The organism is Streptomyces sp. G5(2025) (assembly GCF_049542075.1).
Lineage (GTDB): Bacteria > Actinomycetota > Actinomycetes > Streptomycetales > Streptomycetaceae > Streptomyces.
On record NZ_JBMUZT010000002.1, the window covers coordinates 365,383 to 390,637 of the forward strand.

Annotated in this window: 15 protein-coding genes and 1 pseudogene; 6 read left to right on the forward strand and 10 right to left on the reverse strand. The window is 73.4% G+C overall.

Translation table 11 applies throughout. The features are described 5' to 3' along the window. Window positions 1–3 precede the first annotated feature (3 nt). The 6 genes from ACOBQB_RS02095 to ACOBQB_RS02120 form a co-directional block, all read right to left on the reverse strand. Window positions 4–1,044: an NAD(P)-dependent alcohol dehydrogenase gene (locus ACOBQB_RS02095; RefSeq protein ID WP_423590339.1), complete on the reverse strand. Its 1,041-nt coding sequence runs from the start codon at window positions 1,042–1,044 to the stop codon at window positions 4–6. Window positions 1,045–1,126: 82 nt separating this feature from the next. Then, window positions 1,127–1,954, reverse strand: a complete 828-nt coding sequence (locus ACOBQB_RS02100; protein WP_423588304.1) for an SDR family NAD(P)-dependent oxidoreductase — start codon at window positions 1,952–1,954, stop codon at window positions 1,127–1,129. Between the two features lie 14 nt (window positions 1,955–1,968). After that, window positions 1,969–2,628 carry a TetR family transcriptional regulator gene (locus ACOBQB_RS02105; protein WP_423588305.1) on the reverse strand — a complete coding sequence of 220 codons (660 nt, stop codon included), beginning with the start codon at window positions 2,626–2,628 and terminating at the stop codon, window positions 1,969–1,971. Window positions 2,629–2,878: 250 nt separating this feature from the next. Then, the gene (locus ACOBQB_RS02110; protein WP_423588306.1) at window positions 2,879–3,121 is read right to left on the reverse strand and encodes a chaplin; all 243 of its coding nucleotides are present in this window, start codon (window positions 3,119–3,121) and stop codon (window positions 2,879–2,881) included. Between the two features lie 173 nt (window positions 3,122–3,294). Then, entirely contained in the window at window positions 3,295–3,906 is a 612-nt protein-coding gene (locus ACOBQB_RS02115; RefSeq protein WP_423588307.1) for a DinB family protein, read from the reverse strand. Between the two features lie 89 nt (window positions 3,907–3,995). After that, window positions 3,996–4,721, reverse strand: a complete 726-nt coding sequence (locus ACOBQB_RS02120; protein ID WP_423588309.1) for an RICIN domain-containing protein — start codon at window positions 4,719–4,721, stop codon at window positions 3,996–3,998. A gap of 152 nt (window positions 4,722–4,873) precedes the next feature. Here ACOBQB_RS02120 and ACOBQB_RS02125 point away from each other — a divergent pair, with 152 nt between their 5' ends. The 5 genes and pseudogenes from ACOBQB_RS02125 to ACOBQB_RS02145 all read left to right on the forward strand — a co-directional run bounded on the left by ACOBQB_RS02125 (window position 4,874) and on the right by ACOBQB_RS02145 (window position 18,796). Then, window positions 4,874–5,323, forward strand: a complete 450-nt coding sequence (locus ACOBQB_RS02125; RefSeq protein WP_423588310.1) for a hypothetical protein — start codon at window positions 4,874–4,876, stop codon at window positions 5,321–5,323. A gap of 114 nt (window positions 5,324–5,437) precedes the next feature. Beyond that, window positions 5,438–5,896, forward strand: coding sequence for a hypothetical protein (locus ACOBQB_RS02130; RefSeq protein WP_423588312.1), 459 nt, complete (start codon window positions 5,438–5,440; stop codon window positions 5,894–5,896). A 132-nt stretch (window positions 5,897–6,028) separates the two neighbouring features. After that, complete coding sequence (locus tag ACOBQB_RS02135) at window positions 6,029–6,382, forward strand: peptidoglycan-binding domain-containing protein (protein ID WP_423588313.1); 354 nt, start codon at window positions 6,029–6,031, stop codon at window positions 6,380–6,382. A 157-nt stretch (window positions 6,383–6,539) separates the two neighbouring features. Then, window positions 6,540–12,344, forward strand: a pseudogene (locus ACOBQB_RS02140) (SDR family NAD(P)-dependent oxidoreductase); the annotation flags it as partial. Between the two features lie 413 nt (window positions 12,345–12,757). After that, window positions 12,758–18,796, forward strand: a complete 6,039-nt coding sequence (locus ACOBQB_RS02145; RefSeq protein WP_423588314.1) for an amino acid adenylation domain-containing protein — start codon at window positions 12,758–12,760, stop codon at window positions 18,794–18,796. On the opposite strand, the gene ACOBQB_RS02150 is transcribed toward ACOBQB_RS02145, so the two are convergent. After that, a complete protein-coding gene (locus ACOBQB_RS02150) occupies window positions 18,725–19,360 on the reverse strand; it encodes a TetR/AcrR family transcriptional regulator (RefSeq protein ID WP_423588315.1) in 636 nt (211 codons plus the stop codon). The genes ACOBQB_RS02145 and ACOBQB_RS02150 overlap by 72 nt on opposite strands. Window positions 19,361–19,422: 62 nt before the next feature. On the opposite strand from ACOBQB_RS02150, the gene ACOBQB_RS02155 reads away from it, so the two are divergent. Then, entirely contained in the window at window positions 19,423–20,289 is an 867-nt protein-coding gene (locus tag ACOBQB_RS02155) for a class I SAM-dependent methyltransferase (protein WP_423588317.1), read from the forward strand. 28 nt (window positions 20,290–20,317) lie between these two features. Here ACOBQB_RS02155 and ACOBQB_RS02160 read toward each other — a convergent pair whose 3' ends face one another. The 3 genes from ACOBQB_RS02160 to ACOBQB_RS02170 are packed head-to-tail and all read right to left on the reverse strand — an operon-like array spanning window position 20,318 to window position 25,246. Continuing rightward, window positions 20,318–22,066, reverse strand: coding sequence for a fatty acyl-AMP ligase (locus tag ACOBQB_RS02160; protein WP_423588319.1), 1,749 nt, complete (start codon window positions 22,064–22,066; stop codon window positions 20,318–20,320). After that, complete coding sequence (locus tag ACOBQB_RS02165; protein ID WP_423588320.1) at window positions 22,059–22,325, reverse strand: acyl carrier protein; 267 nt, start codon at window positions 22,323–22,325, stop codon at window positions 22,059–22,061. The genes ACOBQB_RS02160 and ACOBQB_RS02165 overlap by 8 nt, the downstream gene beginning before the upstream one ends. Next, window positions 22,322–25,246: an aldehyde dehydrogenase family protein gene (locus ACOBQB_RS02170; protein WP_423588321.1), complete on the reverse strand. Its 2,925-nt coding sequence runs from the start codon at window positions 25,244–25,246 to the stop codon at window positions 22,322–22,324. Before ACOBQB_RS02170 ends, ACOBQB_RS02165 begins: the two co-directional genes overlap by 4 nt. Window positions 25,247–25,255 lie beyond the last annotated feature (9 nt).

A 25,255-nucleotide genomic window follows, 5' to 3' on the forward strand; every position in this document is an offset into this window, starting at 1 on the left:
CGCTCAGCCGTTGGGGAGGATGACCGCGCGGCCGTGGACGCGGCCTTCGTGCAGGTGCTCGTACGCCGTGGGGGCGTCGTCCATGGCGTACGTCTGGACGTGTACGTCGATGGCGCCGGCGCGGGCGAGGTCCAGGACCTCCGTCAGCTCCGCCCGGCTGCCCCAGTACGGGGAGCGGACCGCCACGTTGTAGGCGGTCGTGCCGAAGCCCACGGACGCGGCGCCGCCGCCGATGCCGACGATCGTGACGTCCGCCTCCACCGCGGCGCAGGCGGTCGCCGTGGTGACGGTGGGCGGTGCGCCGACGAAGTCGAACACCGCCTGGGCGCCGAGACCGCCGGTCAGTTCGCGGACCGCTGCCGCCGCGTGCCGGTCCGACAGGACGGCGTCATGGGCGCCGACCTCGTGGGCCAGCCGCAGCTTCTCGTCGGTGACGTCCAGTGCGATGACCCGCGCCGGGGTGAGCGCGCGCAGCAGTTGGATGGCGACGTGACCGAGGCCGCCCGTGCCGATGACCACGGCCGTGCTGCCCGGGGTCAGCTTGGGCAGCGACGTCTTGATGGCGTGGTACGGCGTGAGGCCGGCGTCGGTGAGCGGCACGGCGGTGACGGGATCGAGGGCGCCGAGGGGGACGAGGTGCCGGGGGTCGTCCACGATCATGTACTCGGCGATGGCGCCGGGCGCTCCGAGGCCGGGCGGGCGGATGCCCAGCCCGGCGGCGCGCGTGCAGTAGTTCTCCTTGCCCTGCGCGCACATCAGGCAGGTCCCGCAGCCCCACGGGCCGTAGACGGCGACGGAGTCACCGAGCGCGAGACCGGTGACGCCCTCGCCCAGCGCGGCGACGGTGCCCGCGCCCTCGTGGCCGAGGGTCACCGGCAGGGGGAAGCCCAGTGCCTCGTCCGGCCGGCTCATCACCGCGATGTCGGAGTGGCAGACGCCCGCCGCCGTGATCTTGAGGAGGACCTGGCCCGGGCCGGGCTCGGGGCGCGGGAGGGTGACCACCTCGGGCGCGGTGCCGGAACCGGCGTACTGCAGAGCCCTCATCCCGGCGGGCAGCGAGGGGAGTTGTTGTTGCGCTGACACGTGTGTGCCTCCTGTCTTCGGCGGGTGTCTTCAGCGGGTGTCTTCAGCGGGCGGCGTATCCGCCGTCGACCAGGTGGTAGCTGCCGTTGATGAACGACGCGCGGTCGGAGAGCAGGAAGAGTGTCAGCTCCGCGACCTCTTCGGCGGTGCCGAGGCGGCCCTGCGGGTGGAGCGCGACCAGCCGCTCCCGTTGGATGGTGTCGCCCTTGAGCAGCGGGGTGTCGATGAAACCGGGGGCGACGGCGTTGACCCGTACGCCCCGCGCCGCGTACTCCACGGCGGTGGTCTTGGTCAGGCCGACGACCGCGTGCTTGGCGGCGGCGTAGGCGGACGAGCCTCCGAAGCCGTTCGTACCGAGGATCGAGGACATGTTGACGACCGCGCCGCCGCCCGCGGCGAGGATCTGCGGCAGCTCGAAGCGCAGGGAGTAGAAGACGCCGTTGAGGTTCGTGTCGATCACCCGCTGCCAGTCGGTGACCCCGTACTCGCCGGTCGGGGCGGAGGCTCCGGCGATCCCGGCGTTGTTGACGGCCAAGTGCAGCGCGCCGAAGGTCTCTGCGCCGAAGTCGACGGCGCGGCGCACGGAGTCGGGGTCGGTGACGTCGACGTGCACGGCGGCGGCCCGGCCGCCGGCGTCGGTGAGCGCCCGGGCGGCGTCGCTCGCCCCTTGCTCGTTGTGGTCGGCGACGACGACCGCGGCCCCGGCCTCGGCGAGGCGGCGGGCGATCTCCAGGCCGATGCCGGAGGCGGCGCCGGTGACGAGGGCGGTCCTGCCGGCGAACTCCTGCGGGGCGGGGTGACCGGTGCCGGTGTCGACGTGGGTGTGGGCGTCAGTGTCGGTGTCGGCGTGGGTGCTGAGGCTGGTGGTCATGGTGGTGCCTGGTTTCACTTGGTGGTGGTGCCGGGTGTGCTGGGTGCGGGCTCGTCGGCCAGGGCCGTGAACGCCGCGTCGATGAGGTGCGGGAGGGGGGCGGGCTCGCCGGGCGCGATCCAGAACCGCACGGCCGTGCCGAACGCCCCCACCGCCAGCGAGACGGCCAGCGCGGGCCGCAGATCGCGTTCGGCGTCCAGACCGAGCCGCCGGGCGACGATGGCCACGGACTCGCTCTGGGCCTCGTCCTGTACGCGCAGATACGCGGGGAGCAGCGAGGGCTCCGCGTGGAGCAGCCGCAGCAGGTCGCGCGAGCGCGGTAGGCGCTGCCAGGCGGTCGGCTCGTCGTCCAGCCAGCGGCGCAGGGCCCGGTGGTAGGCCGTGAGGGGGTTCTCCGCCGCGGGGCGGGCGGTGAGTGCGGTGTTGATCCGCGCGTAGTCGGCGCGCAAGGCGTCGACGACGGCGTCCTCCTTGCCGGAGAAGTACCGGGAGAAGGTGCGGCGGGAGACGTCGGCGCGTTCACTGATCGTCTCGACGGTCACCTGGTCGAGTCCGCGGTCGAGCACGAGGTCCACGGCGGCGTTGGCCATGGCCGCCCGGCTCTCCTGGACCTTGCGGGTCCGTCGGCCCGCTGTCTGCCGGTCCGCTGTCTGCCGGTCCCCTGTCGCGCTCATGTCTACGACCGTACTCCACAAACTGTCCCAGTGGGACACTTGGCTCACTGGGACACGTCGGGTGTGCCGCTCGCGGGAGACAGCCGGCCGCCCGTGATGGGACGCGAAGGGAGCGAACGACGAAACGGGACCTTCGCCGAAGCGGGTCCCGTTCGATCGCGGCGGACCGCTGGAAGCGCCGAACGGCGCTCAGCCGGTCCAAGGCCGGGGTCCGGCCCCGGGGCTTCCCCGGGGCCGGACCGCCGCCTGTTCAGTGGTTCTTACACTTGTTGTCGCTGGCCGGGTTGAGGAGCGCGATGATGTCGATGGTGTTGCCGCAGACGTTGAGATCGGCGTCGACCGGCACCTGAACGGCGTTGCCGGAGACGATGCCCGGGCTGTCGTGGACATGCCCCGTGGCGGAGGGGCCGTCGTCGGCGAGGGCGTGGCCCGCACCGCCGACCACGGCACTGGCGGCTATCAGGAAGGCGACGCTGAGGGTACGGACACGCATGGCGTGATCTCCTCGGTGTAGGAAAAGCGATCGCTGTCCAGCAGATAGCCCACAGCCCGTTCCCGCGACCGCTCACCGCCGTTCGGGCGACACGCGGGTGGACCGGAGGGCTCACCGACGACGACGGTCCCTGCCGCGTCGCCCCCCCCGCTCACTGATCCAGCGCGGTGAGCCTACTGTGCCGGCGCCGCGTCCCCGCGGCCGAACGCGGCGGCCGCCGCTGTCGCCGCTCGCTCGATCCTCGCGTGGTGGGCCTCCCGGAACGCGGCGTCGTGCTGCGGGGTGGCGTAGTCGGCGCTCGTCCCTGTCGAGCCGTCGAGCTGTTCGCGCAGGATGTCGGCGTGTCCGACGTGCCGGCCGGTCTCGGTGAGCACGTGGACCAGGACGTTGAACAGCCTCACGTCGGTCCGCGGCCACCAGGGCACATGGCCGGGAGAGTCGAGGGTCAGGGCGGCGATCGTCGCATCCGAGTGTTCCCAGACGCGACGGTAGCGGCCGATGATCTCCTCCCTCGCCTCGTGCTCGGTCACCCACAGGTCGGCGCCGCGTTCCCCGACGTCGTCCCAGCGGGGCAGGGGTTCGGGGAACGGCCGGTCGAAGACCTCGCCGAGGTATCTCGCCTCCCAGGTCGACAGATGCTTGACGAGGCCGAGGAGGTTGGTCCCCGTCACGGTCAGGGGGCGGCGTATGTCGTACTCGCCGAGCCCGTCGAGTTTCCACAGCATCGCCTTGCGCATCTCTCGCAGGTCGCCGTGCACGTACTCTTTCACGAGGTCATCGATCATGGGGCACGACGCTGTCACGCGCCGCCCGCGGACTCAAGGGTGTCATCGGCGGCCGCCATCTGTGGCGCAGGCCAGGAGGGGCCCCCGTCTCACTCCGGGTCGATGAAGAACTCCTGGGACAGGGCCGCCGTACACGACTGACGCATGGCCTCGATGCCCTCCGCCGTGCCGCCGCCCACCATGCCCAGACACTGGCCCGTCGCCGCCTCCCGGATGCGGAAGCCGCCCGGCGCCGGGGTCTCGACCGGTTCGACCAGGAACACGCCGGCGGAGCCGCAGGCGTCCCACGGTTCGGGCATGCCGGGGACCGGACCCCCGTTCATGACGGTCAGACAGCCGACGCCGAATTCGGGGTGGTGCCACTGGATGCGGTAGCGGCCGGTGCCGACCTCTTCGAGGTAGGTGCGCGGCGGGACGGCCTGGGCGCACGCACGCTGCACGGCGACGGCGCTGGGGAGGGCGCCGGCGGAGGGGCTGGAGTTCTCCACCGCCACGCACTTGCCGCTGTAGACATTCAGGATCTGGTACGAACCGCCGCCCAGGGGCGACGACTTCAGCGTCCACAGCGCGTTCTCGCGCCCCGCGCAGCGGCGCTGTGTGATCACCTCGCCCTCGGTGGCGGTGCCCACTTCGAGGCACATGCCGCTGTGGGTGGAGACGATGTTGATGTTCTGCTCCGCGGTCGAGGCCGCGCTCGCCGTTCCCGCGCGCCCATCAGGGTGAGGGGGAGGGCGAAGGCGGCGAGCAGGGCGGCGGAGCGGGAGCGCGGACGTCTGTGACCTGGTCTTCGCATGGGTGTGACCTGGTCTTCGCATGGGCCGGAGCCTCGCACGGCGGGCTGACGTGGACCTGACGAGTAATCGTTTGTCAGCAACATGTCAGTCGGCGCGGTCACCATCGGCCCCGTACCGCCGGAGACAGCCGGAGACAGCCGGATCGGTCGACCGAGACGAGGGGTGGACGCGCCATGAGTGGAAGACCCAGGGGCCGGCTGCGTCGGCTTCGCGCGGCAGTGGGCCCACTGGCCGCCGCCGTGCTGGTGTGCGGAGCGCTCACCGCGCCCGCCTCCGCGGCGTCCACCGCGGATCCGGCGTGCTGGCTGCGCCCCAGCGAGCCGCACGTGGACTGGACCGGGATGAACTTCACCGGGGACATGTGGTGCGACCTCACCCCCGGCTCGGTGCGCATCCAGTCACGCTCGACCAGCCCGGTGGTGGGCAAGATGCTCTTCAGTCCCCGCTGGTTCGTGTGCTGGAAGGAGGGCTCCGACTACATGGGCAACAACATCTGGTACTACACCCAGGGCGACCAGGTCGTTTCCTCCCCCACCGTCAAGGCGTGGGGCTACATGCCGGCGGTCGCGGTCAAGGCACCTCAGCACCCGTTCCCGGGCCTCACCCAGTGCCCCTGGTCGTGATGGCCGCCGTCCCATCGCCGCTCCACCCCGCTCCTCCCCATCTCCCTCCCCCTCCTGCTTCTCTCCTCCCTCTTTCGCCCCTTCCGGCACATGACGAGCCATCAGGAGTACGTCGTGAACAGGAGACCGTTCCTCCCTCGCATCTCGCCCCGCGCGGCCGCCGTCGCCGCGGCCCTCGGCGCGCTGCTGTGCCTGCCGTTGTCGGCCGCTCCCGCGAGCGCAGGTGAGCGGGCCACCTGTTCCCTTCAGGAAGGCCTCGATCTGCGCGACACCATCGGCAACGCGTTCACCAAGGCGCTGTACTGCGACAACCTTCCGTCGGACGTGTACGGCAGGCCCTCCTTCGACGCCCCGATCACCGGATGGCTGCGTCTGACGCCGTCCTGGTTCACCTGCTACACCATCGGGCCGAGGGACACCCAGGGCAACAACGTCTGGTACTACACCCAGGGCGACCAGGTGGGCGAGCTGCCCCGCATCAAGGGCTGGGGCAACGTTCCGGCGGAGGTCGTCAAGATCCCCTCCACCATGTCGCACCCCGTCGCCGGACTGCCGCGCTGCCCCTGGTACTAGCCGCCCCTGGCGCCAACAGCCGCCCCCCGGCCTGACAGGCACCGCCGCACCGCCGCACCGCCCGGCACGGCCCGCCCGAGCCAGTCCAGTCCAGTCCCAGCAGGCGCCCCCCGGGCGCGAGGAGGAGACCCGATGAAGACCGGACGCACGATCCGTACGGCCGCCGCGGTGGCCGTGGCCGCCGCCGCTCTGGCGATGTCCGCCACAGGCCCCGCCACCGCCCGCGCGCCGCTCAGCTCGGCGGGCACCGAGTGGCGTCTGTGCATGTACCTGGGCGGACACACCACCCTCCAGATGGGCAGCACTGGAGAGGGCGTACGGCACCTCCAGTGCATCCTCAACGAGGTCTACCGCTACGTGAACGTCCCCATGAACGGCGTCTTCGAAGAGGTCACCAAGGCATCGGTCGAACACCTGCAACGGCAGTTCGCCCTGCCCGTCACGGGCGTCGTCGACGCCGCCACCTGGGGCGCGCTACATCCCTGAGCGACGCGCCGCACGAGCTACAGGGCCGGGACCAGGACGAGGGCGACTCGCCCTGGTCCCGGCCTGTTGTGGAGGTGTCGTAGCGTGACGGCAGGCGCATCGACTCAACCCGCCGCGGCTCCAGGGACTCCTCATCCATGTGCGAACGAACGGATCCATGAACACTGCGACGCTGCTGGACGTCCTGCTCGGCGCGGTCCGCGAAGCCCCCGGCCAGGTCGTCGTCCATGTGCGCGGGGACGGCAGCGAGGTAGCTGTCACCTTCAAGGAGCTCCTCGACGAGTCCCTGCGCGTCGCGGGCGGTTACCGCGACGCCGGGATCGAGCCCGGCACATGTGTGCCGCTGCTCGCGGAGCACGGCGAGGACTTCCAGCCCATGTTCTGGGGCGCGCTCGCGGCCGGTCTGGTGCCGGTGCCGCTCGCACCCGACGTGCGGCGGGTCCGCCCGGTGTGGGAGCACCTCGGCCGTCCTGCCGTCGTCACGGACGCGGCGTGCGCGGCGGTGGCCGGGGAACTCCACGGCGCGGCGCGGGTGCTGCGCCTCGACGCGCTGCGCGAGTGTGCCGTACCCGCGGTCCCCGTCACGTCGGTGGCGCCGGACGACGTGGCCTTCCTCCAGTTCTCGTCCGGCAGCACCGGTGCGCCCAAGGGCGTCGAGCTGACGCACGCCGCCGTGGTGGCGAACCTGCGGCAGATCACCGCCGCCGCCGCGCTCGGCGACCAGGACGTGGTGGTCAGCTGGATGCCCTACTTCCATGACATGGGCCTCATCGGGACCCACTTGGCGCCGCTCGCCGCGCGGGCGAAGCAGGTGCGGATCGGCCCCCTGTCGTTCGCGAAGTCCCCGCGCCTGTGGTTCGACGTGGCCGCCGCGCACCGGGCCACGGTGCTGTCCGCGGCCAACTTCGCCCTCGCGCTCGCCGTCCGCCGGGTGCCCGACGAGGTCGTCACCGGGCTGGACTTGAGCGGCGTACGACTGATGCTCGTGGGCGCCGAGCCGATCTCGGCGGCGGTGTGGCGGGACTTCGCCGCCAAGCTGCGCCCCGCGCGCCTGGACCCGCGGGCGGCGACGCCCGTGTACGGGCTGGCCGAGGCGACGCTCGCGGTCACGTTTCCGCCGCTCGGCGAGGTCGCCGAACCCGTGGTGCTGGACCGGGGGGCCCTCAGCCGCGGGCGTGCCGTGGACGTGGCGGACAGAGCGGCGGACGGCGACGCGGTGGAGGTGATGGACGTCGGGGTGCCGGTGCCCGGTTGCTCGGTGAGGATCACCGATGACACCGGCAGGCCCCTGCCCGAGCGGCGGGTCGGCCACATCGAGGTCAGCGGTCCACAGATCGCGCGCGGCTACCACGGTCTGCCCGGGGCGACGGCCGAGGCCTTCGCCGACGGCTGGTTGCGCACGGGGGACCTCGGGTTCCTGCGGGAGGGCAGGCTGTGCGTCAGCGGCCGACACAAGGACGTCCTCTTCCTGAACGGCCGTACCTTCCACGCGCCGGACATGGAGGACGTGGCGGCGGCGACGCCCGGGCTGCCTCGGGGCACCGCCGCGGTGGTCGGCTCCACCGACCCGGTGACCGGCGCGGAACGGGTCGTGGTGTTCGTGGCCTGGGCCCGGCCGCCGCGCGGCGCGACCGACGTACTCGACGAGGTCGCGAGGCGGGTCCGCGGCGCGCTGGGCCATGACGACGTGTCGGTGTTCGCTCTGCCGCCGTCGGCCTTTCCCCGTACCACGAGCGGGAAGTTGCGGCGGCAGCGGATGCGGGCCCGGTTCGAGTCGGGCGCGTACCGCTCCGCGGTCTCGTCCGACACGTCGCCGCCCGCCGCCGTCCCCTCCGCTCCGCGACGCGCTGCCCTCCCCTCCGCGTCGCCCCTCACTCGCGGGGACGTACGGCGCGTCGTACGCGACGCCTGGGCGCGGGCGCTGGGGCGGGCGGAAGAGTCCTTCGGCGACCGGGAACACTTCGCCGACCTGGGCGGCACCTCGCTCAAGGCCATGGAGGTGCTCGCCGAACTGGAGCAGGTCCTCGATGTCACCTTGGCCCCGGCCGTCATCCGTGCGGACACCGTCGCCGCGCTGACCGACCGCCTGCTGGCCGAGGCGGCAGGCGAGGCAGGCCAGGCAGTCGGGGAGGAGCCGGAAACAACCCACGGGAGCGTACGGGTGCCCGCCTCAGCCGCGACGCCCGCGACGCCCACCACGGCCGCGATGCCCGAGACGGCGATCGTCGGCATGGCGTGCCGGTTTCCCGGCGCGAACACGCCCGAGGAGTTCTGGGAGTTGCTGGCCGACGGACGGGACGCCGTCACCACGGTGCCCGCGGACCGGTGGGCCGGCAGCCATTGGGGGGCCTTCCTCGACGGCCCCGCCGCCTTCGACGCCGACCACTTCGGCATCGGTGACGAGGAGGCCCGGACCCTCGACCCGCAGGCACGGATCTTCCTCGAACTCGCCCACGAGGCACTGGAACGGGCCGGTTACGCGGGCCCCCGCCGACGCGGCCTGCGCGTCGGTGTCTTCGCCGCCGTCGGGGACAGCGGTTACCGGCGCGTCCTCGCCGACGCCGCCCCGCCGGGCACCCCACCGGCCGCCACGGCCCTGACGGGGAACCTGCCCAACCTGGTGGCCGCCCGCGTCGCGCACTGCCTGGACCTCGACGGCCCGGCACTGGCCGTCGACACCGCGTGCTCCTCGGGCCTGGTGGCGCTGCACATGGCGCGGCGCGGTCTCGCGGACGGCGAGTGCGACGTCGCCGTGGTCGGCGGCGTCAATCTGCACCTCACGCCGGCCGCGCACGAAGCACTGGCGTCCGCCCAGGCGTTGTCGCCGACCGGGCGCAGCCGTGCCTTCAGCACGGCGGCCGACGGGTTCGTGCCCGGTGAGGGCGGCGCCGCCCTCGTCCTGCGGCGTCTGGAGGAGGCCCGGCGGGACGACGACGTCCTGGCCGTCGTACGCGGCACCGCCGTCAACAACGACGGCACCTCGCTGAGCCTGATGGCACCCAATCCGCTGCGGCAGCACGAGGTGATCGGCCGGGCGTACGAGGCCTGCGGCGTCGACCCGGCGTCGGTGACGTACGTGGAGGCGCACGGCACGGGCACGGCCGTGGGCGACCCGAGCGAACTGCGGTCCCTCGCCCGGGCCTTCCCGCCCCGCCCGGACGGCCGGCCTCGGCTGCTCGGCTCGGTGAAGACGAACATCGGGCACCTCCTCAACGCGGCGGCCCTGCCCTCCCTGGTCAAGGTGGTGCTCTCCCTCGGCCACGGGCGCCTGCCCGCCTCGCTGCACCACGCGCCGCCGTCGCCCGCGGTCGAAGGCTGCGGGTTCGCCCTGGTCGGCGAGTTGACCCCGTGGGACTCCGTCGGGCCGCGCAGGGCCGGCGTCAACTCCTTCGGCTTCGGCGGCACCAACGCGCACGCGGTCCTGGAACAGGCACCGCCCGCCCAGGCCCCGACCTCGGCCTCGGCCTCGGTCCCGGCCTCGGTGTCGCCTCTGGAACCGGCACCCGTCCTGCTCACCCTGTCCGCCCGCGGCGCGGCCGGCCTGGACGCCTGGACGGCACGCCTCGCCGAACACCTGCGCGCGCGCCCGGAGTTGGCCGAAGGAGACGTCTGTCTGACGGCGGCCACGGCACGGGACGAGGCACCGCACCGCCTCGCCGTCGTGGCCGAAGGCGACCTCCGGGAACGCCTGGCCGCCGTGGCGGCCGCTCCGGGCGGCGACCGGGCGCCGGGGGTGTTCACCGGGACGGCGGCGAACCGGCCGCGCACGGTCTTCGTCCTTGCCGGCCAGGGCTCACTGCGGCCGGGGCAGGGCCGGGCGCTGTACGCGACGGCGCCGGTCTACCGCGACACGCTCGACGAGGCGTCGGCCCGCGTCGGCGCCATCCACGGGCGGGACCTCAGGGCTTGGTGCGTGGACGCGGACGTGGACGCCCTGGCGCAGGCGGCGACGGAGGTGGCGCAGCCGCTGCTGGTCGCGCACGGCGTGGCACTCGCCCGGCAGCTGATGGCGTGGGGCGTACGGCCCGACGCCCTGGTCGGGCACAGCCTCGGGGAGATCACGGCGGCCTGCGTCGCCGGGGCCCTGCCGCTGTCCGACGCGGTGGCGTTCGCGGCCGAACGCGGGCGGCTCATGGGCACGGCGACCGCGCCGGGCGCCATGCTGGCCGTGCGGGGAGCCGACGAGCGGGACGTCGTCGCCCTGGTCGACACGGCACCCGCCGAGCTCGCGGTCGCCGCGTACAACGGCCCCGGACAGCTCGTGCTCTCCGGCAGCCCAGAAGCGGTCGGGAGGGCGGCGGAGAAGCTCGCCGGGCAGGGCGCCGCCGTGCGCCCGCTGCGGGTGTCACATGCCTTCCACTCACCGCTGATGGAACCGGTCGCGCAGGCGCTCGCCGATGCGGCGCGGACTCTGGATGCCAGGCCGTACGCCGTGCCCGTGATGAGCACGCTCACCGCCGGGTGGCAGCCGTGTCTCGACCCGGACCACCTGCGTGAACACGCGCTGCGTCCGGTGCTGTTCGGGCGTGCGGTGGCCCGGCTGGCCGAGGAGGGCTACGACACGTTCGTGGAACTCGGCTCCGGCGGCAGCCTCGCGGGAGCGGTGCGCGGCGCGGCGAGGAGCGCCGACGGCGACGTGCTCGTCGTTTCCGCGCCCGCGGAGCCGTCCCGTGGCGGGGCCGAGCCGGGCGGTGCGGCGGGCGGTGCGCGGGAGTTGCTGGAGACGGTGGCCCGGCTGTGGGTGCGGGGCATACCGCTGGACCGCACGGAACTGGACGCCGGTCGGCGGCGGGTGTCCCTGCCGCCCTACCCCTACCAGCGGCGTCGGCACTGGCCCGATCCCCCGGCCACCCGGCTGCTGCACCGCGTGACGTGGCGGGAGGCCCCCTCGGAGGAGGGGCACGCGGCCCAAGGGCCCGTACTCGTGACCGGCGCGGACGCGACCGCGGTGCGTGAGCTCGCGCGACAGCTCGCGGAACAGGGCGTGGAGGCGGCCACCGACCCCGGCGCCTCCTACCGCCCCCGAACGGTCGTGCTGCTGGCAGGTCCGGCCGGGCGGGGCACCGCCGAGGACTTCGACCGGCTCCAGCGGCGCTCCGTCTCGGCGTTCGTCGAAGCCCTTGCGCTGCTCGACGCGACCGGAGCCGGGCGTCTGCTGGTCGTGACGGAGGACGCGCACGTCACCGGATACGGCTCCGAACGGCCGGACCCCGCGCAGGCCGTGCCCGGGGCGCTGGCCCTGGCTGTGCCGCCAGAGACCCCCGGGACGATCGCGAACTGGGTCGATCTCGCCTCCCCCGACGATACGGAGCAACGTCTCCGGGCCATAGTCGCCGAGACATCGGCACCGCAGGCCCCTGGAGTGGTCGCCTGGCGGAACGGACGGCGGCTGATCCGGACCGTCGTACCGGCGGAGCCTGCGCAGGCAACGGGATCTCCGGAAGCGGCGGAACCGGACGCAGCGCTCGACGGCCGATCGCCGCTGCCCGCCGACGGCACCTTTTTGATCACCGGCGGCGGCGGAGGCATCGGTTCCGCTCTGGCCCGGGAACTTGCCGGCCACGGGCGGCCGACGCTCATCCTCACCGGCCGCTCCCCGCACCCGCCCGAGGGTCTCGTGGCGGACCTCACGGCGCTCGGCGCTGACACGCGCTACCACCCGGCCGACCTCGCGGTGGCGGACGACGTGGAGCGGCTCGTCGCCACGCTGCCCCGCCTGCATGCCGTCTTCCACGCGGCCGGGGTCGTGCGGCCCGGCAGCCTGCGCGCGACGGACGTACAGGAGGCGATGGACGGCCTGGCGGCGAAGACGCTCGGCACCGTACTGCTGTCCGAGACGCTGCGCCGGCACGGGCAGCACCCCGGAGTGTGCGTCGCGTTCTCCTCCGTGTCGTCGGTCCTGCCCGGGTCGGCCGGAGCGCTCGGTGTGTACGCCGCCGCCAACGCCTTCCTCGACTCCTTCGCCGCGGCCGAGCGCCGGGCGGGCCGGCCGTGGCTGTCGGTGAACTTCGGGCCGGTCGCACGGACGGGGCTCGCCACGGCGTTCGGCACCGACGCGCCGGCGGGTGCCGGGGGCCGTCCACTGGCGATCGTGCCCGCGCTGGCGGCCCTGCGTTCGGCGTGCGGCGGCACGGACGCGGCGCAACTGGTCCTCGCCGACCTGACGCCCCCGGAGACCAGGCCCCCCGCTTCGAGCGGCCTCCCCGCGGCGTCCGCGTCCACCCTCCCCCCGCCGCCACGGAGTTCGCCCTCGGGCGAGGCCGGGCCGGCCCCGCAGCCGCCACCCCGCCCCGCACCGCACGCCGCCCCCCGCACCGAACCGTCGCCGTACTGCGGGAGCTTCTGGCGCAGTCACTGGGCATCCCGGTCTCGGCCGTGGACGACGACGCGCCCTTCCTGTCGCTGGGCCTCGACTCGCTGGGCGCCGTCGACCTCGTCAAGCGGCTCGAACGCCGGGTGGGGCGGTCCCTGCCCACCACCCTGTTCTTCGAGTTCCGGACGGTGCGTGAGCTGGCGGCCCATCTGGACGCGCACGGTCGGCAGCACAGCGGGGCACTGACACCCGAGGCCGGTCCTTCGACCGCGCCCACTTCCCCTGCCGGGGCCGAGGGCACGCCCTTCGCTCTCACCTCCGTACAACAGGCCCTGTACACCAGCAGTCGGCTGCACCCGGACATCCCCGCGCGCGGGCACCTGCGGCTGACCGTCACCGGTCCACTGGACACACATGTGCTCGGCCGGGCCCTGGCCGCCCTGGCCGAGCGGCACGGGATGCTGCGAGTGCGGGTCGACGACTCGGGGGCGCGGCCGACGCAGCACGTCGTACCGTCTGTTCCTGTATCGGCCTGGTACGAGGTGCGCGAGGGCGCGGCCGAGCGTCTGGTCGACGCCGAGGCGGACCTGTGCAACCGGCCCTTCGATCTGGCGGCGGAACCGCCGGTGCGGGCCGTCGTCTTCCGGGAGGGCCCGGACTTCGCGCATCTGCTGCTGGTGGTCCACCACGCGGCGGCGGACGGGTACAGCCTGAACGTCCTGGCCGAGGATCTGTGGACGCTCTACACCGCGCTGTGGCGAGGGGAGCCGCCGGTGCTCGCCGGGCCTGCCCTGGACTTCGCCGCCTACGTCTCGGCACACGCCCGTCCGTCGGATTCCGCGACGCCGGATCCCGGGCCGCTGGGTTCCGCGCCGTCGGATTCCGCCCTGCCTGACAACGACCGGCGCTACTGGGCCGAGCGCCTGGCCGCGCGCGGCGAGCCGCTGACGCTGCCCTACGACGGTGATCCCGACGCCCCCGCGCGAGGGCCGCTCGCGCAGCACTACGGCGAGCTCGACGCGACGCTCACCGCCACGCTGGAACGGGTGGCCGCGGCGCACGACGTCTCCCTCTTTCACCTCCTGTTGGCCGCGTACGTACGCTGCCTGGGCCGGTGGGCGGGCCGCGCGAACGTCACCGTGAACGTGGCCCGCGCCCGGCGCGAGGACCGGATCGACGGCTTGGACCGGCTCGTCGGTCCACTCGCCGACACCCTCCCCCTGCTCTGCGAGACGGGCGATACGGGTAGGACAGGCAGGACAGGCGGGGCAGACCGCGACGAGCCGCTGACGGCGCTCGCGCGGCGGCTGCGCGAGGCGTGGCGGGAGAGCGAGCGTCACGCCGGGCTGAGCAGCCTTGAGCTGGCCGGTCTGCTGCCGGGTGCCGACGGAGGCCTCCGTACGGCGAGCCCGGCGGGTTTCAGCTTCGCCCGCTTCCCCGTCCGCCCTGCCGGAGACTGCCCGGTGGCGGTACGGGCGACCGGGGCGGGGACCGGTTCGGCCGCGACCCGCCTCAGCCTGCTGTCCTGGGCCGACGGGCCCCTGCTGCGCCTGTCGTGGAACTTCCCGGCACGGTTGTTCCGCCGCACGACCGTGGCGCGTCTGGACCGGGAGTACCGCGAGGAGTTGGCCGCGCTGTGCGCCTCGACAACCAGTGGCCGGGGCCGGGGCCGTCACCATGGCCGTGGCCTGGTCGCCCGGCTCCTCGGCCAGTTCCGCGCCACGCCGCACGCGACCGCCGTCGACACCGACGGGGCGGAGCTCACCTACGAGGCCCTCGCCCGCGCCTCCGGTCGACTCGCCGCGCGGCTGCGCGCGCTCGGCGTACGTCCGGGCCACTTGGTCGGGCTGCTCACCGAGCCGGGCCCGGACACCGTGATCGGCGTGGTCGGCATCCTGCGGGCCGGGGCCGGCTGGGTTCCCCTGGACCCGGCCCACCCCACCGCACGCCTGTCGGATCAGCTGAGCCGCACGGGCGCCACAGCCGTGGTCTGCCATGCCGCGACGCTGCGGACCGCCGACGCACTCAGCGGCGTGCGCACCGTACCTGTACCTGTACCCGTCGTCGATTCTGCCGACGATCCGGCGAACGCGACACCGGAGAACCTGGACCTGGACCTGGACCTGGATCCGGATCCAGAGGCCGTCGCCTACGTCATCTTCACCTCCGGGTCCACGGGCCGCCCCAAGGCCGTTCCCGTGACCCACCGGGCGATGGAGAACTATCTCGGCTGGGCCCTCGACACCTTCGGCTACGACGCCGGGGACCGCCTGGCGCAGACGGCGTCCCCCTGCTTCGACGCCTCCGTACGGCAGTTGCTGGCGCCGCTCATGGTGGGCGCCACCGTGGTGAGTGTGGAGCGGGACCTGCTGCGCGACCCCGAACTGCTGCTGGCGTACATGGAACGGGCGCGGATCACCGTGTGGAGTTCCGTGCCGACGCTGTGGGAGCAACTACTGTCGGCCGCCGAGGAGCGGGTGCGGCAGGGGGCCGGGCTGCCGGACCTGGCGGCGCTGCGGTGGGTGCATGTCGGCGGCGAGGCGCTGCCCGCCGAGCACGTGCGCCGGTGGTTCGACCTGTTCGGGGGCGAAGGGCGCATCGCCAACCTGTACGGCCCGACCGAGGCGACCATCAACGCCACCTGCCACGTCATCGACGTACGCCCCGGCGACGGCGTGCAGCGGCTGCCGATCGGCCTGCCCGTGGCCGGTACCGACCTGGAGGTGGTCGCCGCCGACGGAAGCCCGTGCGGACCGGGTGAGCCCGGGGAACTGCTCATCGCGGGCGTCGGCCTGACGCCCGGTTACCTCGGCGAGCCGGAGCTGACGGCGCGGGCCTTCGTCGTACGGGACGGGCGCCGCTGGTACCGCAGTGGAGACCGGGTGCTGCGCGCCGCCGACGGCGACCTGGAGTTCCTGGGGCGCCTCGACGACCAGGTGAAGATCCGCGGGAACCGGGTGGAGCCGGGCGAGGTGGAGGCCGCCCTCCAGACGCATCCCGCCGTCGCACGGGCCGCCGTGACCGCGCGGGAGGGCAGGCTGCTGGCGTTCATCACCGTCCGGGCCGGTGCCGGGCGGCCGGGCCCCCGGGAGGTGCGCCGCCATCTCGCGCGCGTACTGCCCCCGTACATGCTCCCGGCCCGCATCGCGGTCGTCGACGCGCTGCCGCTGAGCGACACCGGCAAGGTCGACCGTCGCGCGCTGCCGGGAGCGGTCGTCCCGGCGACGCCACGTCGTTCCGAACCCGGGCCGGTGACGTCGCCCACCGAGCGACGATTGGCGGCCATCTGGGAAGAGTTGCTCGGCGTCGGCGCGGTCGGCCGGGAGGACGACTTCTTCGACCTCGGCGGCGATTCGCTGCTGATCCTCCAGGTGTTCGCCCGGCTCGGGGAGGAGTTCGGTTCCCTGCCGCGCCCGACCGTGATCTACGAACACCGCACCCTGGCGGCCCTCGCGGCGGCGGTGGACGCGGCGGTCGATATCCCGGCCCCCGCTGCTCCGGCCACTGCCACCACCGCCACCGCCACCGCAGCCGCCGCAGCCACGGCGGCTGCGGACCGCACGACGCCCTTCCCTCTCACCCCGGGCCAGCGCGGCTTCCTCCTCGCCGACGCGCTCGCTGCGGGCCACGGGTCCTGGCTCGCCCGGCTGCGGCTGTCCGGGCCGCTGGACCCGGAAGTCTTCCAGGCGGCGGTGGATCTGCTGGTGGAGCGCCACGGCATGCTGCGCACCGTCTTCCCTTCCGGGGCCCGGCCGCCCGTCCAGCAGGAACTGCCGCGCTCCCTGCGTCTGCCGGTCGTCTTCGAGACGGTCGCGGACCGCGACGCGGTGGACAAGCGGGTGGCGGGCGAGAAGGAGCGGCATCTGGAACCGTGGGCGTGGCCCCTGCTGCGGCTCCGCGTGCTCACCCTGGCCCCGGACGAGCATGTCCTGCTCGTGCACGCGCATCACCTCATCGGCGACGGATACAGCGCCGCGCTGCTCATCGGGGAACTCACGACGGTGTACGACCGTCTGGCCACCGGCCGCACGCCCGAACTGCCGCCCCTGCGCGCCGATTTCAGGGACCGCGCCCTGCTGCCGTCGACGGGCCCGGAGCGCGACACCACGCCGGGCGAGGCCGAACGCCGGGCGCGGGTCGGTGCCCCCTACCGGCCTCCGGTGCTGCGCACCACTGAACCGGTGCCGCGCACCACCGAAGGCGAGGGCGCCCCGGCGGACGAAGCGCCCTCCTACCACTCGGCACAGTTCATGCTCGACGCCGAGCGAACGGCGGCGCTGCGGGCGCTGGCGGCGGAGGCCGGGGCGACGTTGTACGCGCCCCTGCTCACCGCGTACCACCAGCAGTTGGCGGAGGCGACCGGCCGAGCGGATCTGATCCTCGGCCTGGCGGTGAGCGGCCGGGACCGCGCACTGCCCGACGCGCATCGGATCTTCGGCCCGTTCGCCGCCGCCGTGCCTCTCCGCCCGGCTGCCGAACCCCGAACGGGGGATTTCGGTGCCCTCCTGCGCCGGATCGTGGCCGAGGTGCAGGCGGCGCGCGCCCACGAAGAGGTCGTCGCGCCCCGGCGCGCCGACGGGCTGCCGTCGACGTCCCAGTTCTTCTTCACGTTCCTGGACTTCTCGGCACTGGACTTCTCCGCACTGGACGTCTCGGCACCGGACGTCTCGGCACCGTACCGCTCCGCGCTGACCGTGTCCTGGGACGACGTGGACAGTACGTTCGCGCCGCCGTCGTCCACGACGGACGTGTTCATGGCGGTACGGCCGGAGGGGGACGGGCTGCGGGTGACGGTGAGAGGATCCGCGGCGGCGTTCTCCCCGCCGGAACTGACCGGCTTCGTACGCTCGCTCCGGGACCGGCTCACCCGCGCCACGAGCCCCGGCGGCAGCCCGGTCCGGCGGAAGGCCACGGGCGCGACGATGGACGCGGCGCTGGTCGGATACCTGCCCGCACCCGACCATCTGGCGCGGCTCACGGGCCTTCCCGCGGGGGCCCTGCCCCGGGCCGAGCTGCGCGCGATGCTGTTCCCGGACGGCGCTCCGCGTCATCTGGAGACGGTGGAGACCCCGCTGGGCCGCTCGGGCTTCGTCTGCGTGCCGCTCTTCGCCGACGAACTCGGCCGGGAGCCGGGCCTCGCCGGGCATACCGCCCGCGCGGTGTCGCTGGCCTCGTCGCTCGGGGCGCGGTGCGTCTCACTGGCGGGCATGATCCCTTCGCTGACCGGTTACGGTTTCGACGTCCTGCGCTCCGTCGAGGACGCGGCGACCGTGACGACCGGGCATGCGGCGACCGTCGTCTCGGTGGTCCGGACGGTGCACGCGGCGCTCGACGCCACCGGTCAGGACCTCGCGGACCTCGATGTCGCGCTCGTCGGGCTGGGTTCGATCGGCGCCGGCTCGCTGGAGCTGCTGCTCTCCCTGGCCGCCCGCCCGCCACGCCGACTGCTGCTGTGCGACGTGCGGAGTACGGGACCACGTCTCGCACGGCTGGCGCGCCGCCTCCAGGAACGCGGACTTGCGGGCGAAGTGGAGAGCGTGGAGACGGCGGAGTCCCGTGGGGCCTTGCCGGACGCGGTGTACGGGGCTGATCTGCTCGTCACCGCGGTCAGCGGAGCCACGGCGGTGCTCGACGTCGACCGGCTGCGGCCGGGCACCACGGTGGTCGACGACTCCTTCCCGCACTGCTTCGACACCGGCCGGGCGCTCACCCGGATGCGGGAGCGGCGGGACGTACTGATGCTGGGCGGCGGCCTGCTGCACGTCGGGGACACTCGGCGGCAGGTGGCCGACGGGCTCCCCGACGCGGCAGCCTCGGGCTACCTCGCCCAGCCCTGGATCCAGGGCACCCTCGCCTCCTGCCGCACGGAGTCCCTGCTCCATGCCTCGATGCCGCAACTCCCGCCGGTGCACGGCCTCGTGGGGCCGGATGTGGCCCGCGCCTACGCGCGGGCCGTGGAAGACGCCGGCATCACGGCGGCGCCACTACACCTGCTCGGGCATGTCATCGCCCCCGGCCCGACCGGTGACTCAGCGCCCGGCCCCTGCCACCAGTTGGGAGCGGAGGGTGTCGTACGCCCACTGCTCCCACCTGGCCGGTGACCAGGCACGGTCGCGGGTCAGGACCAGGAAGAGCTCGGGGCTGAGGAGCCCGTAGATGATGTCCGCCGCCTCATCGGCGGGAACGCCGGACCGGGCGTCCGGCTTCGCCGTCAGGGACTGCGCCGCCGCCGACATCACCGTGTACCGGGGGTCCGTGCGGTCCGGCCACAGCTCCCGGATCTCCGGGTTGGTGGCCGCGGCGGCACGGACCATCTCGGTAAGGGCCGCGACGCGTTCGAGGGTGTCGCGGACGCCTGCGACCAGTGCGGCCAGTGCGGTTTCGGCGGTGGGCGCGGACGTGACCTCCGCGAACCACGGACGCTCCATCGTCGGCACGGGCTCGTCGTCGCCCGCGATCGCGACGTCCATGAGTTCCTTGAGCAGGGAGGGCTTGTTCCGGAAGACGAAGTAGATCGTCTGCACCGCCACGCCCGCCCGGTCGGCGATCTCCTGCAGTTTCGTCGCGCCGTAGCCCTTCTCGACGAACAGTTCACCGGCGGCCTCGACGATCCGCCGCCGTGTCTTCAGGGCTCTGTCACCCCGCGTTCCCTTGCCTTCTCGCATGATTGGAGTCTATATCTAGAGTTGAGCTCTAGAGATGGACTCTAGTGCGGGGAGGGCAAGCCATGCACACCATCGCAAACCGGCAGCAAGCAGAGGCATGGAACGGCTGGGAGGGCGTCCACTGGGCCGACCATCCGGAGCGGTACAACGCGATGCTGGACGCGTTCAACGCACCACTTTTCGCCGCCGCGGGCATCAAGGCCGGCCACCGGGTCCTCGACGTCGGCTGCGGCACCGGCCGCACGACGCGCCTTGCCGCGCAACAGGCGTACGACGGCTGCGTCGTCGGCATCGACCTGTCCGTGCCGATGCTGGAGCGCGCCCGCCGTGACGCGCTCGCGGAGGGCCTGGGCAACGTCACCTTCGAGCAGGGCGACGCCCAGGTGCACCCCTTCCCCGAGGCCGGGTTCGACGTCGTTCTCAGCCGTGGCGGTGTGATGTTCTTCGCCGACCTCGTCGCGGCCTTCACCCACCTGAGGAACGCGCTGGCGCCGGCCGGCCGACTCGCCTTCCTCAGCCCGCAGCCGGAGGGTCCGCACAGCGCCTACGCCCGTGCGACCGCCGCGCTCTCATCCCATCTGCGCGAGCCCTCCCCCGCGGCCCGCGGCATGGGGTCGCTCCTCGACCCGGCCCGTATCCTCGAAGTGCTGGCCGCCGCCGGTTTCGCCGAGGCCGACGTGGCCTCCGCCGTGGCCCCCATGACCTTCGGCTCCGACGCGGACGACGCCGCCGACTTCCTCTTCGCGATGGGCTCGACGCGTCACAACCTGCGCGATGCCGAGCCCACGACCGTGGCCAGCGTGCGTGCCGAAGTACGGGAGGCGCTCCGGGAGTTCGAGTCGGCCGACGGTGTCCGGATCCCCGGATCCGTCTGGGTCGTCACCGCGTCGCGGAGTACGACCGGGGCGGGCGGGCCGACCCCGGTGTGATGACGCGGGCGGCCGGCTTCGGCGGCGTTCAGCCCGGCGCGGGAAGGTCGGAGTGCAGCGGCGTGAAGCCGCGGGAGCACAGTTCGTCCCGGGTGCGTGTGCGCTGGACCTTCCCACTGGTGGTCCGGGGCACACTCATCGGCCCGACGATGACCACGTGAGCGGCCAGCCGCAGCTCTTGGGCCAGGCGCTTCTTGATGAGGTCCGCCAGGGCCGCGGGAGTACGGCCGTTGAGGTGCAGGGGGCGGACCTCCTGTACCAGGACCACGCGCTCGGTGCCGGAGGGGTCGGGCAGGGCGAAGGCGGCGCAGGGGCCCGTGGCGGGGTCGGTGGTTTCGCTGACGCGCTCGATGTCCTGGGGGTGGACGTTGCGGCCGTTGAGGATGATCAGGTCCTTGGCGCGGCCGGTGACGTACAACTCCCCGTCGAGCAGGAAGCCGAGGTCGCCTGTGCGCAGGAAGGGGCCCTCGCCGTCGGCCGTGGTGGCGCCGAAGTGCTCGGCGGTCGCCCGGGGGTCACCGAGGTACCCGGCGGCGACGCTGTCACCGCCCACCCAGATCTCCCCGATGTGGCCGTCGTCCAGCAGGCGTGCGGTGGTGGAGTCGACGATGCGGACGTCGGCGCCGGCGGGGCGGCCGCAACCGACGAGCTCCGCACCGTCCGGGACGGGCACGGCGCGGCCGGACTCCAGCGCGTCGCGGGCGAAACGCCGCACGGTCGGGCCGCTGCCGCAGCGCGTTCCGGTGACCATGAGGGTGGCCTCGGCCAGTCCGTAGCTGGGTGCCCAGATGTCCGGGCGGAAGCCGATGGGTGCGAGGCGGCGGGCGACCGCGTCCAGCACATCCGGGCGCACCGGCTCGGCGCCGCTCAGCGCGAACCGCAGGCAGTCGAGTGCCAGGTCCGGGTCCAGGTCCGCGAGCCGGCTGTTCCTGAGGGATCTGAGCAGCCAGTCGTAGCCGAAATTCGGGGCGAAGGTGTAGAAGGCCCGGTACCGGCTGATCATCTGGAGCCACAGCAGCGGGTGGGCGATGAAGGCGACCGGGGAGGAGAAGACGAGGTTGCCGTAGTTGGCGAGCGGGCTGAGCAGCATGCCGACCAGGCCCATGTCGTGGTAGTGCGGGAGCCACCCGGCGCCGGTCTCCGACGGGCTGTGGCGCACCTCGTCCAGGACCTCTTCGGGGAGGATCTTCTCCCTGATCGACAGCAGGTTGTGCAGGAGGTTGCGGTGGGTGATGACGACACCGCGCGGCTCGCTGGTCGACCCGGAGGTGTACTGGATGTAGGCGGTCGCCGAGAGATCCTGGGCGAGGGGGGACCAGGCGTCCGGGCCTTGCGGGCCGAGTGCGTCGGTCGCGACGGACTCGGGTCGCGGCGCGGTGGTCAGGCCGGCGAGCCAGGAGCTGAGTGCGGGCCGGTGCGCGGTGTCGGTGAGGACCAGGCCGATGCCGGCGTCGCGGATGATGTTCTCGGCCCGGTGGAGGGCTCGCCGGTCGGTGTCCGGCAGTGGGGCGGGGACCGCGATCCGCCCCGAGTACAGGCAGCCGAGGAAGGCGGTGAGGAACTCCAGGCCCGCCGGATACATCAGCATGACCCGTTCGCCCGGCGGTGTCCGGGCGGCCAGCCATGCCCCCACCGTGCGGGCGCGGGCGTCGAGTTGCGCGAGGCCCAGACGTTCCACCTCGACGAGTTCACCGCGGACGCTGTCCACCCGCGCGTACCAGCGGGTGTCGCCCAGGAGCCACACCTTCTCGCGCAGGAACCGGACGAGCTCACTCACCGCCGGCTCCGATCCGCGCGGCCAGTGTCTCCTCGACGTGGTTGACCACGGCGCCGACCGTGTGCAGTTCCCACGCGGCCTCGTCGGGGATGCGCACGCCGAAGCGTTCCTCGGCGAGGACGGTCATGCGCACCAGGACGAGCGAGTCGAGTGCCAGGTCGGCGATGAACGCGGTCTGTTCGTCGACCTGTTCGGGGTCGACGTCACCGCACTCGGCGAGCAGTGCCTTCACCTCCGCCAGGATCTCGGACCGGTTCACCGGGAGGTTCCCTTCTGTGGCGCGTCCGCGTCCCAGGCGACGGGCAGGACGCTGAGACCGCGTTCGAACATGCTGGGCCGCCACCACGGTGTGCCGTCCAGGCGCAGGCCGGGCAGTCGGCGCAGGACGGTGGTGACGGCCGTCTCGGCCGTCATCCGGCCGATGTGAGCGCCCAGGCAGTAGTGGGCGCCGTGGCCGAAGGCCAGATGCCCCTGGGTGGGACGGTGCAGGTCGAGGCGGTCGGGGTCGGGGAAGCGCGAGGGGTCCCGGTTGGCCGCGCCCAGACACAGGAACAGGGACTCGTTCGCCGGGACGGTCACCTCGCCGAACTCGACGGGTTCGAGGGTGCCGCGCCAGCTGGTGAACGGCAGCGGGCTTTCGAAGCGCAGCAGTTCGCCGATGCCCGTCGCCGTCAGGGCGGGGTCCTCGCGCAGCGCGGCGAGTTGGCCGGGGTGGGTGAGCAGGGCGTGCAGGCTGTTGCCGACGCTGTTGATGCTGGGGTCCTGGCCCGCCACGAGCATCATCATGACCTGGCCGTGCAGTTCGTCCTCGCTGAGCAGGCCGTCCTGGTCGCAGGCCGTCACCAGCAGGGAGATCAGGTCGTCGCCCGGCGAGCGGCGCTTCTCGGTGACGGCCTTGCGTACGAACGCGTCGATCTCGTGGGCGAGCGCCGCGACGTAGGGGACGTCGTTGTTCCACTCGGCGGTACGCCAGATCATCGCCCGCAGATGGTCCATGTGGGGCGGAGCGGCGCCGAGGACGGAGAACAGGACGTTGCCGCCGAGGGGATAGGCGACAGTCGCCATGAGGTCGGCGCGGCCCCGGCAGGCGATCTGGTCGATCCGGGTGTCGACGAGGCGCTGCACCCGGGCGCGCCACTGCTCCTGCCGGGCGGGCGTGAAGAAGGGCCGCATGATCGCGCGCAGGTCGGCGTGGCGCGGGTCGTCGCTGTCCAGCAGGTGGACGAAGAGCCGCTCGCGCAGTTCGTCCGGCCAGTGCCGGAGCCACATGCGGCCCGCGGTGACGCGTGTGCTGTCGCAGGTCACCCGCGGGTCGGTGTGGGCCTGCCGGACGTCCTGGTAGCGGGTCAGCAGCCAGCCCGGACCGTCCGGGCTCACGATCCGGCTCACCGGCCGGCGCTCGCGCAGCCAGTGCAGGGTGGGGTACGGATCGTGCTGGAAGGCCTCGGTGAACGGCGCCGGCAGCCCACCGGGCAGGTCCGCGGGCGGCCAGCCGGGCGGGTACTCGCGGACTGCCTCGACCCGGTGCCTGGGCTGCGCGGGGACGTACGGGACAGTGGCCGGGGAAGGCGGCGGGGCCTTGGCCACGGACACGCCCTGGAGACGGCTGGTGCGCAGCATCGGGTAGTTGAGCTCGCCGTACCGGTCGCCGCTCAGCCCCGGGCCACCGTGGTTGGACAGGTACGGCACGCCCGCGAGGTGGGAGTCGTTGACGCGCAGCTGGCCGCAGGAGCGGATGTCCCGGACAAACCGGTCGATGACCTCGGGGGCTTGTGCGAGAAGGGAGTTGCGCAGGCCGTAGGCACTGGATGAGACGAACGAGAGAATCTCGGTGAGGAGGTCGGCGTCGGCGGCCGGGTCGGGGACGGCCAGGGTCAGCACGGGGAAGAACGTCTCGTGCCGCACCGATCGCAGTTCCCGTGCCCGGGCGAGTCCGTCGGCCCGGACGATCGCCGGCTCGGCGAAGACGCCGATGTCGCTCTCCCGGCCGTGGACGTCCAGGTGGCGTCCCCCGGTCAGCACGCGGGCGCCCGCCCGCCGGGCGTCGGCGAGCGTGGCGTCGTACCCGGCGGTGTTGGGCGAGGCGGCGAGCACCACGTCCGGGTCGTCGGGAAAGCCGGGGCGCAGCGCCCGGACCCGGTCGGTCAGCAGGTCGGCGAGCGGGTCGGCGACATCGGGGTGGACGAGTGCGATGTTGGGAGCGCAGCAGATCTGGCCGCTGCCGTGGAAGGACTCCATCAGCGTCTCGACGGCCTGGTCCAGCGGCGCGTCCCGCCACACCACCACCATGTCGTTGCCGCCGAGTTCCAGGACCGGCTTCTTGCCCGCCGCCAGGCAGGCCTTCTCCAGCTGCTCGCCGCGGATGGAGTCGCCGAAGTACAGCACGTCGTCCACCAGCTCACTGGCCAGCCAGGTGTCCAGCGCCTGGGCGGGGTCGGTGCACAGCGCCGACAGGACGCCGGGCGGGGCGCCGGCCTCGGCCAGCGCCGGCACGCCCACCTGCTCAAGCAGGTGCATCGCGGCGATCGGTGCCTGCCGGGAGAGCCGCACCACCAGCGCGTTGCCCGCCAGTACGCACTGGAAGGCCGCGCCGACACTCAGCGCCGGAGTGTTCTGCGGCGGCTGCACGCACACCACACCGTCCGGTACGCGGCGCATCACCACCGTCCGGCCGTCGACACTGTGGCGGGTCTCCAGCTGCCGCAGACACCACTCGGTGGTCTGCGGACCGAAGAACGTGAGGAGGTTGTCGACCTCCATGCGGGCCATGCGGACCGGGTGCCCTTCCTCGACGAGGAGGCCGGTCAGCGTGGCGGCGTGGTCGTGCAGCCGGGCGCGGAACGCTTCGGCCAGCGCGGCGCGCCGGGCGAGCGGGCTGCCGCCCCATTCGGTGGCCGCCCGACGGGCGGCGCGCAGTGCCGCGTCCATGTGGTCGGGGCCGGCGAGGGCGCAGCGGCCCAGGACCGTGCCGGGGTGGGCGTCGGGGGTCATGCGCCCGGCGTTGAGCGCGTTGCGGTAGCAGGTGGCACCGATGGGATCGTCGACCAGGGCACTCGCGCGGAGCGTGTAGACCCAGTCGGTGGCGTCGGGGACGGTGACACCACCGACGAGCGGACCGAAACTGAGCAGGCCTTCGGCGGCCTCGGCCGCGGGGCCGTGTGGTTCCTGACAGGTCACCATGGGGTTCCT

Coding starts and splice junctions, on each gene's coding strand:
- ACOBQB_RS02095 (WP_423590339.1), bottom strand. CDS start 1,044: ATGAGGGCTCTGCAGTACGCCGGTTCCGGCACCGCGCCCGAGGTGGTC.
- ACOBQB_RS02100 (WP_423588304.1), bottom strand. CDS start 1,954: ATGACCACCAGCCTCAGCACCCACGCCGACACCGACACTGACGCCCAC.
- ACOBQB_RS02105 (WP_423588305.1), bottom strand. CDS start 2,628: ATGAGCGCGACAGGGGACCGGCAGACAGCGGACCGGCAGACAGCGGGC.
- ACOBQB_RS02110 (WP_423588306.1), bottom strand. CDS start 3,121: ATGCGTGTCCGTACCCTCAGCGTCGCCTTCCTGATAGCCGCCAGTGCC.
- ACOBQB_RS02115 (WP_423588307.1), bottom strand. CDS start 3,906: ATGATCGATGACCTCGTGAAAGAGTACGTGCACGGCGACCTGCGAGAG.
- ACOBQB_RS02120 (WP_423588309.1), bottom strand. CDS start 4,721: ATGCGAAGACCAGGTCACACCCATGCGAAGACCAGGTCACAGACGTCC.
- ACOBQB_RS02125 (WP_423588310.1), top strand. CDS start 4,874: ATGAGTGGAAGACCCAGGGGCCGGCTGCGTCGGCTTCGCGCGGCAGTG.
- ACOBQB_RS02135 (WP_423588313.1), top strand. CDS start 6,029: ATGAAGACCGGACGCACGATCCGTACGGCCGCCGCGGTGGCCGTGGCC.
- ACOBQB_RS02150 (WP_423588315.1), bottom strand. CDS start 19,360: ATGCGAGAAGGCAAGGGAACGCGGGGTGACAGAGCCCTGAAGACACGG.
- ACOBQB_RS02155 (WP_423588317.1), top strand. CDS start 19,423: ATGCACACCATCGCAAACCGGCAGCAAGCAGAGGCATGGAACGGCTGG.
- ACOBQB_RS02170 (WP_423588321.1), bottom strand. CDS start 25,246: ATGGTGACCTGTCAGGAACCACACGGCCCCGCGGCCGAGGCCGCCGAA.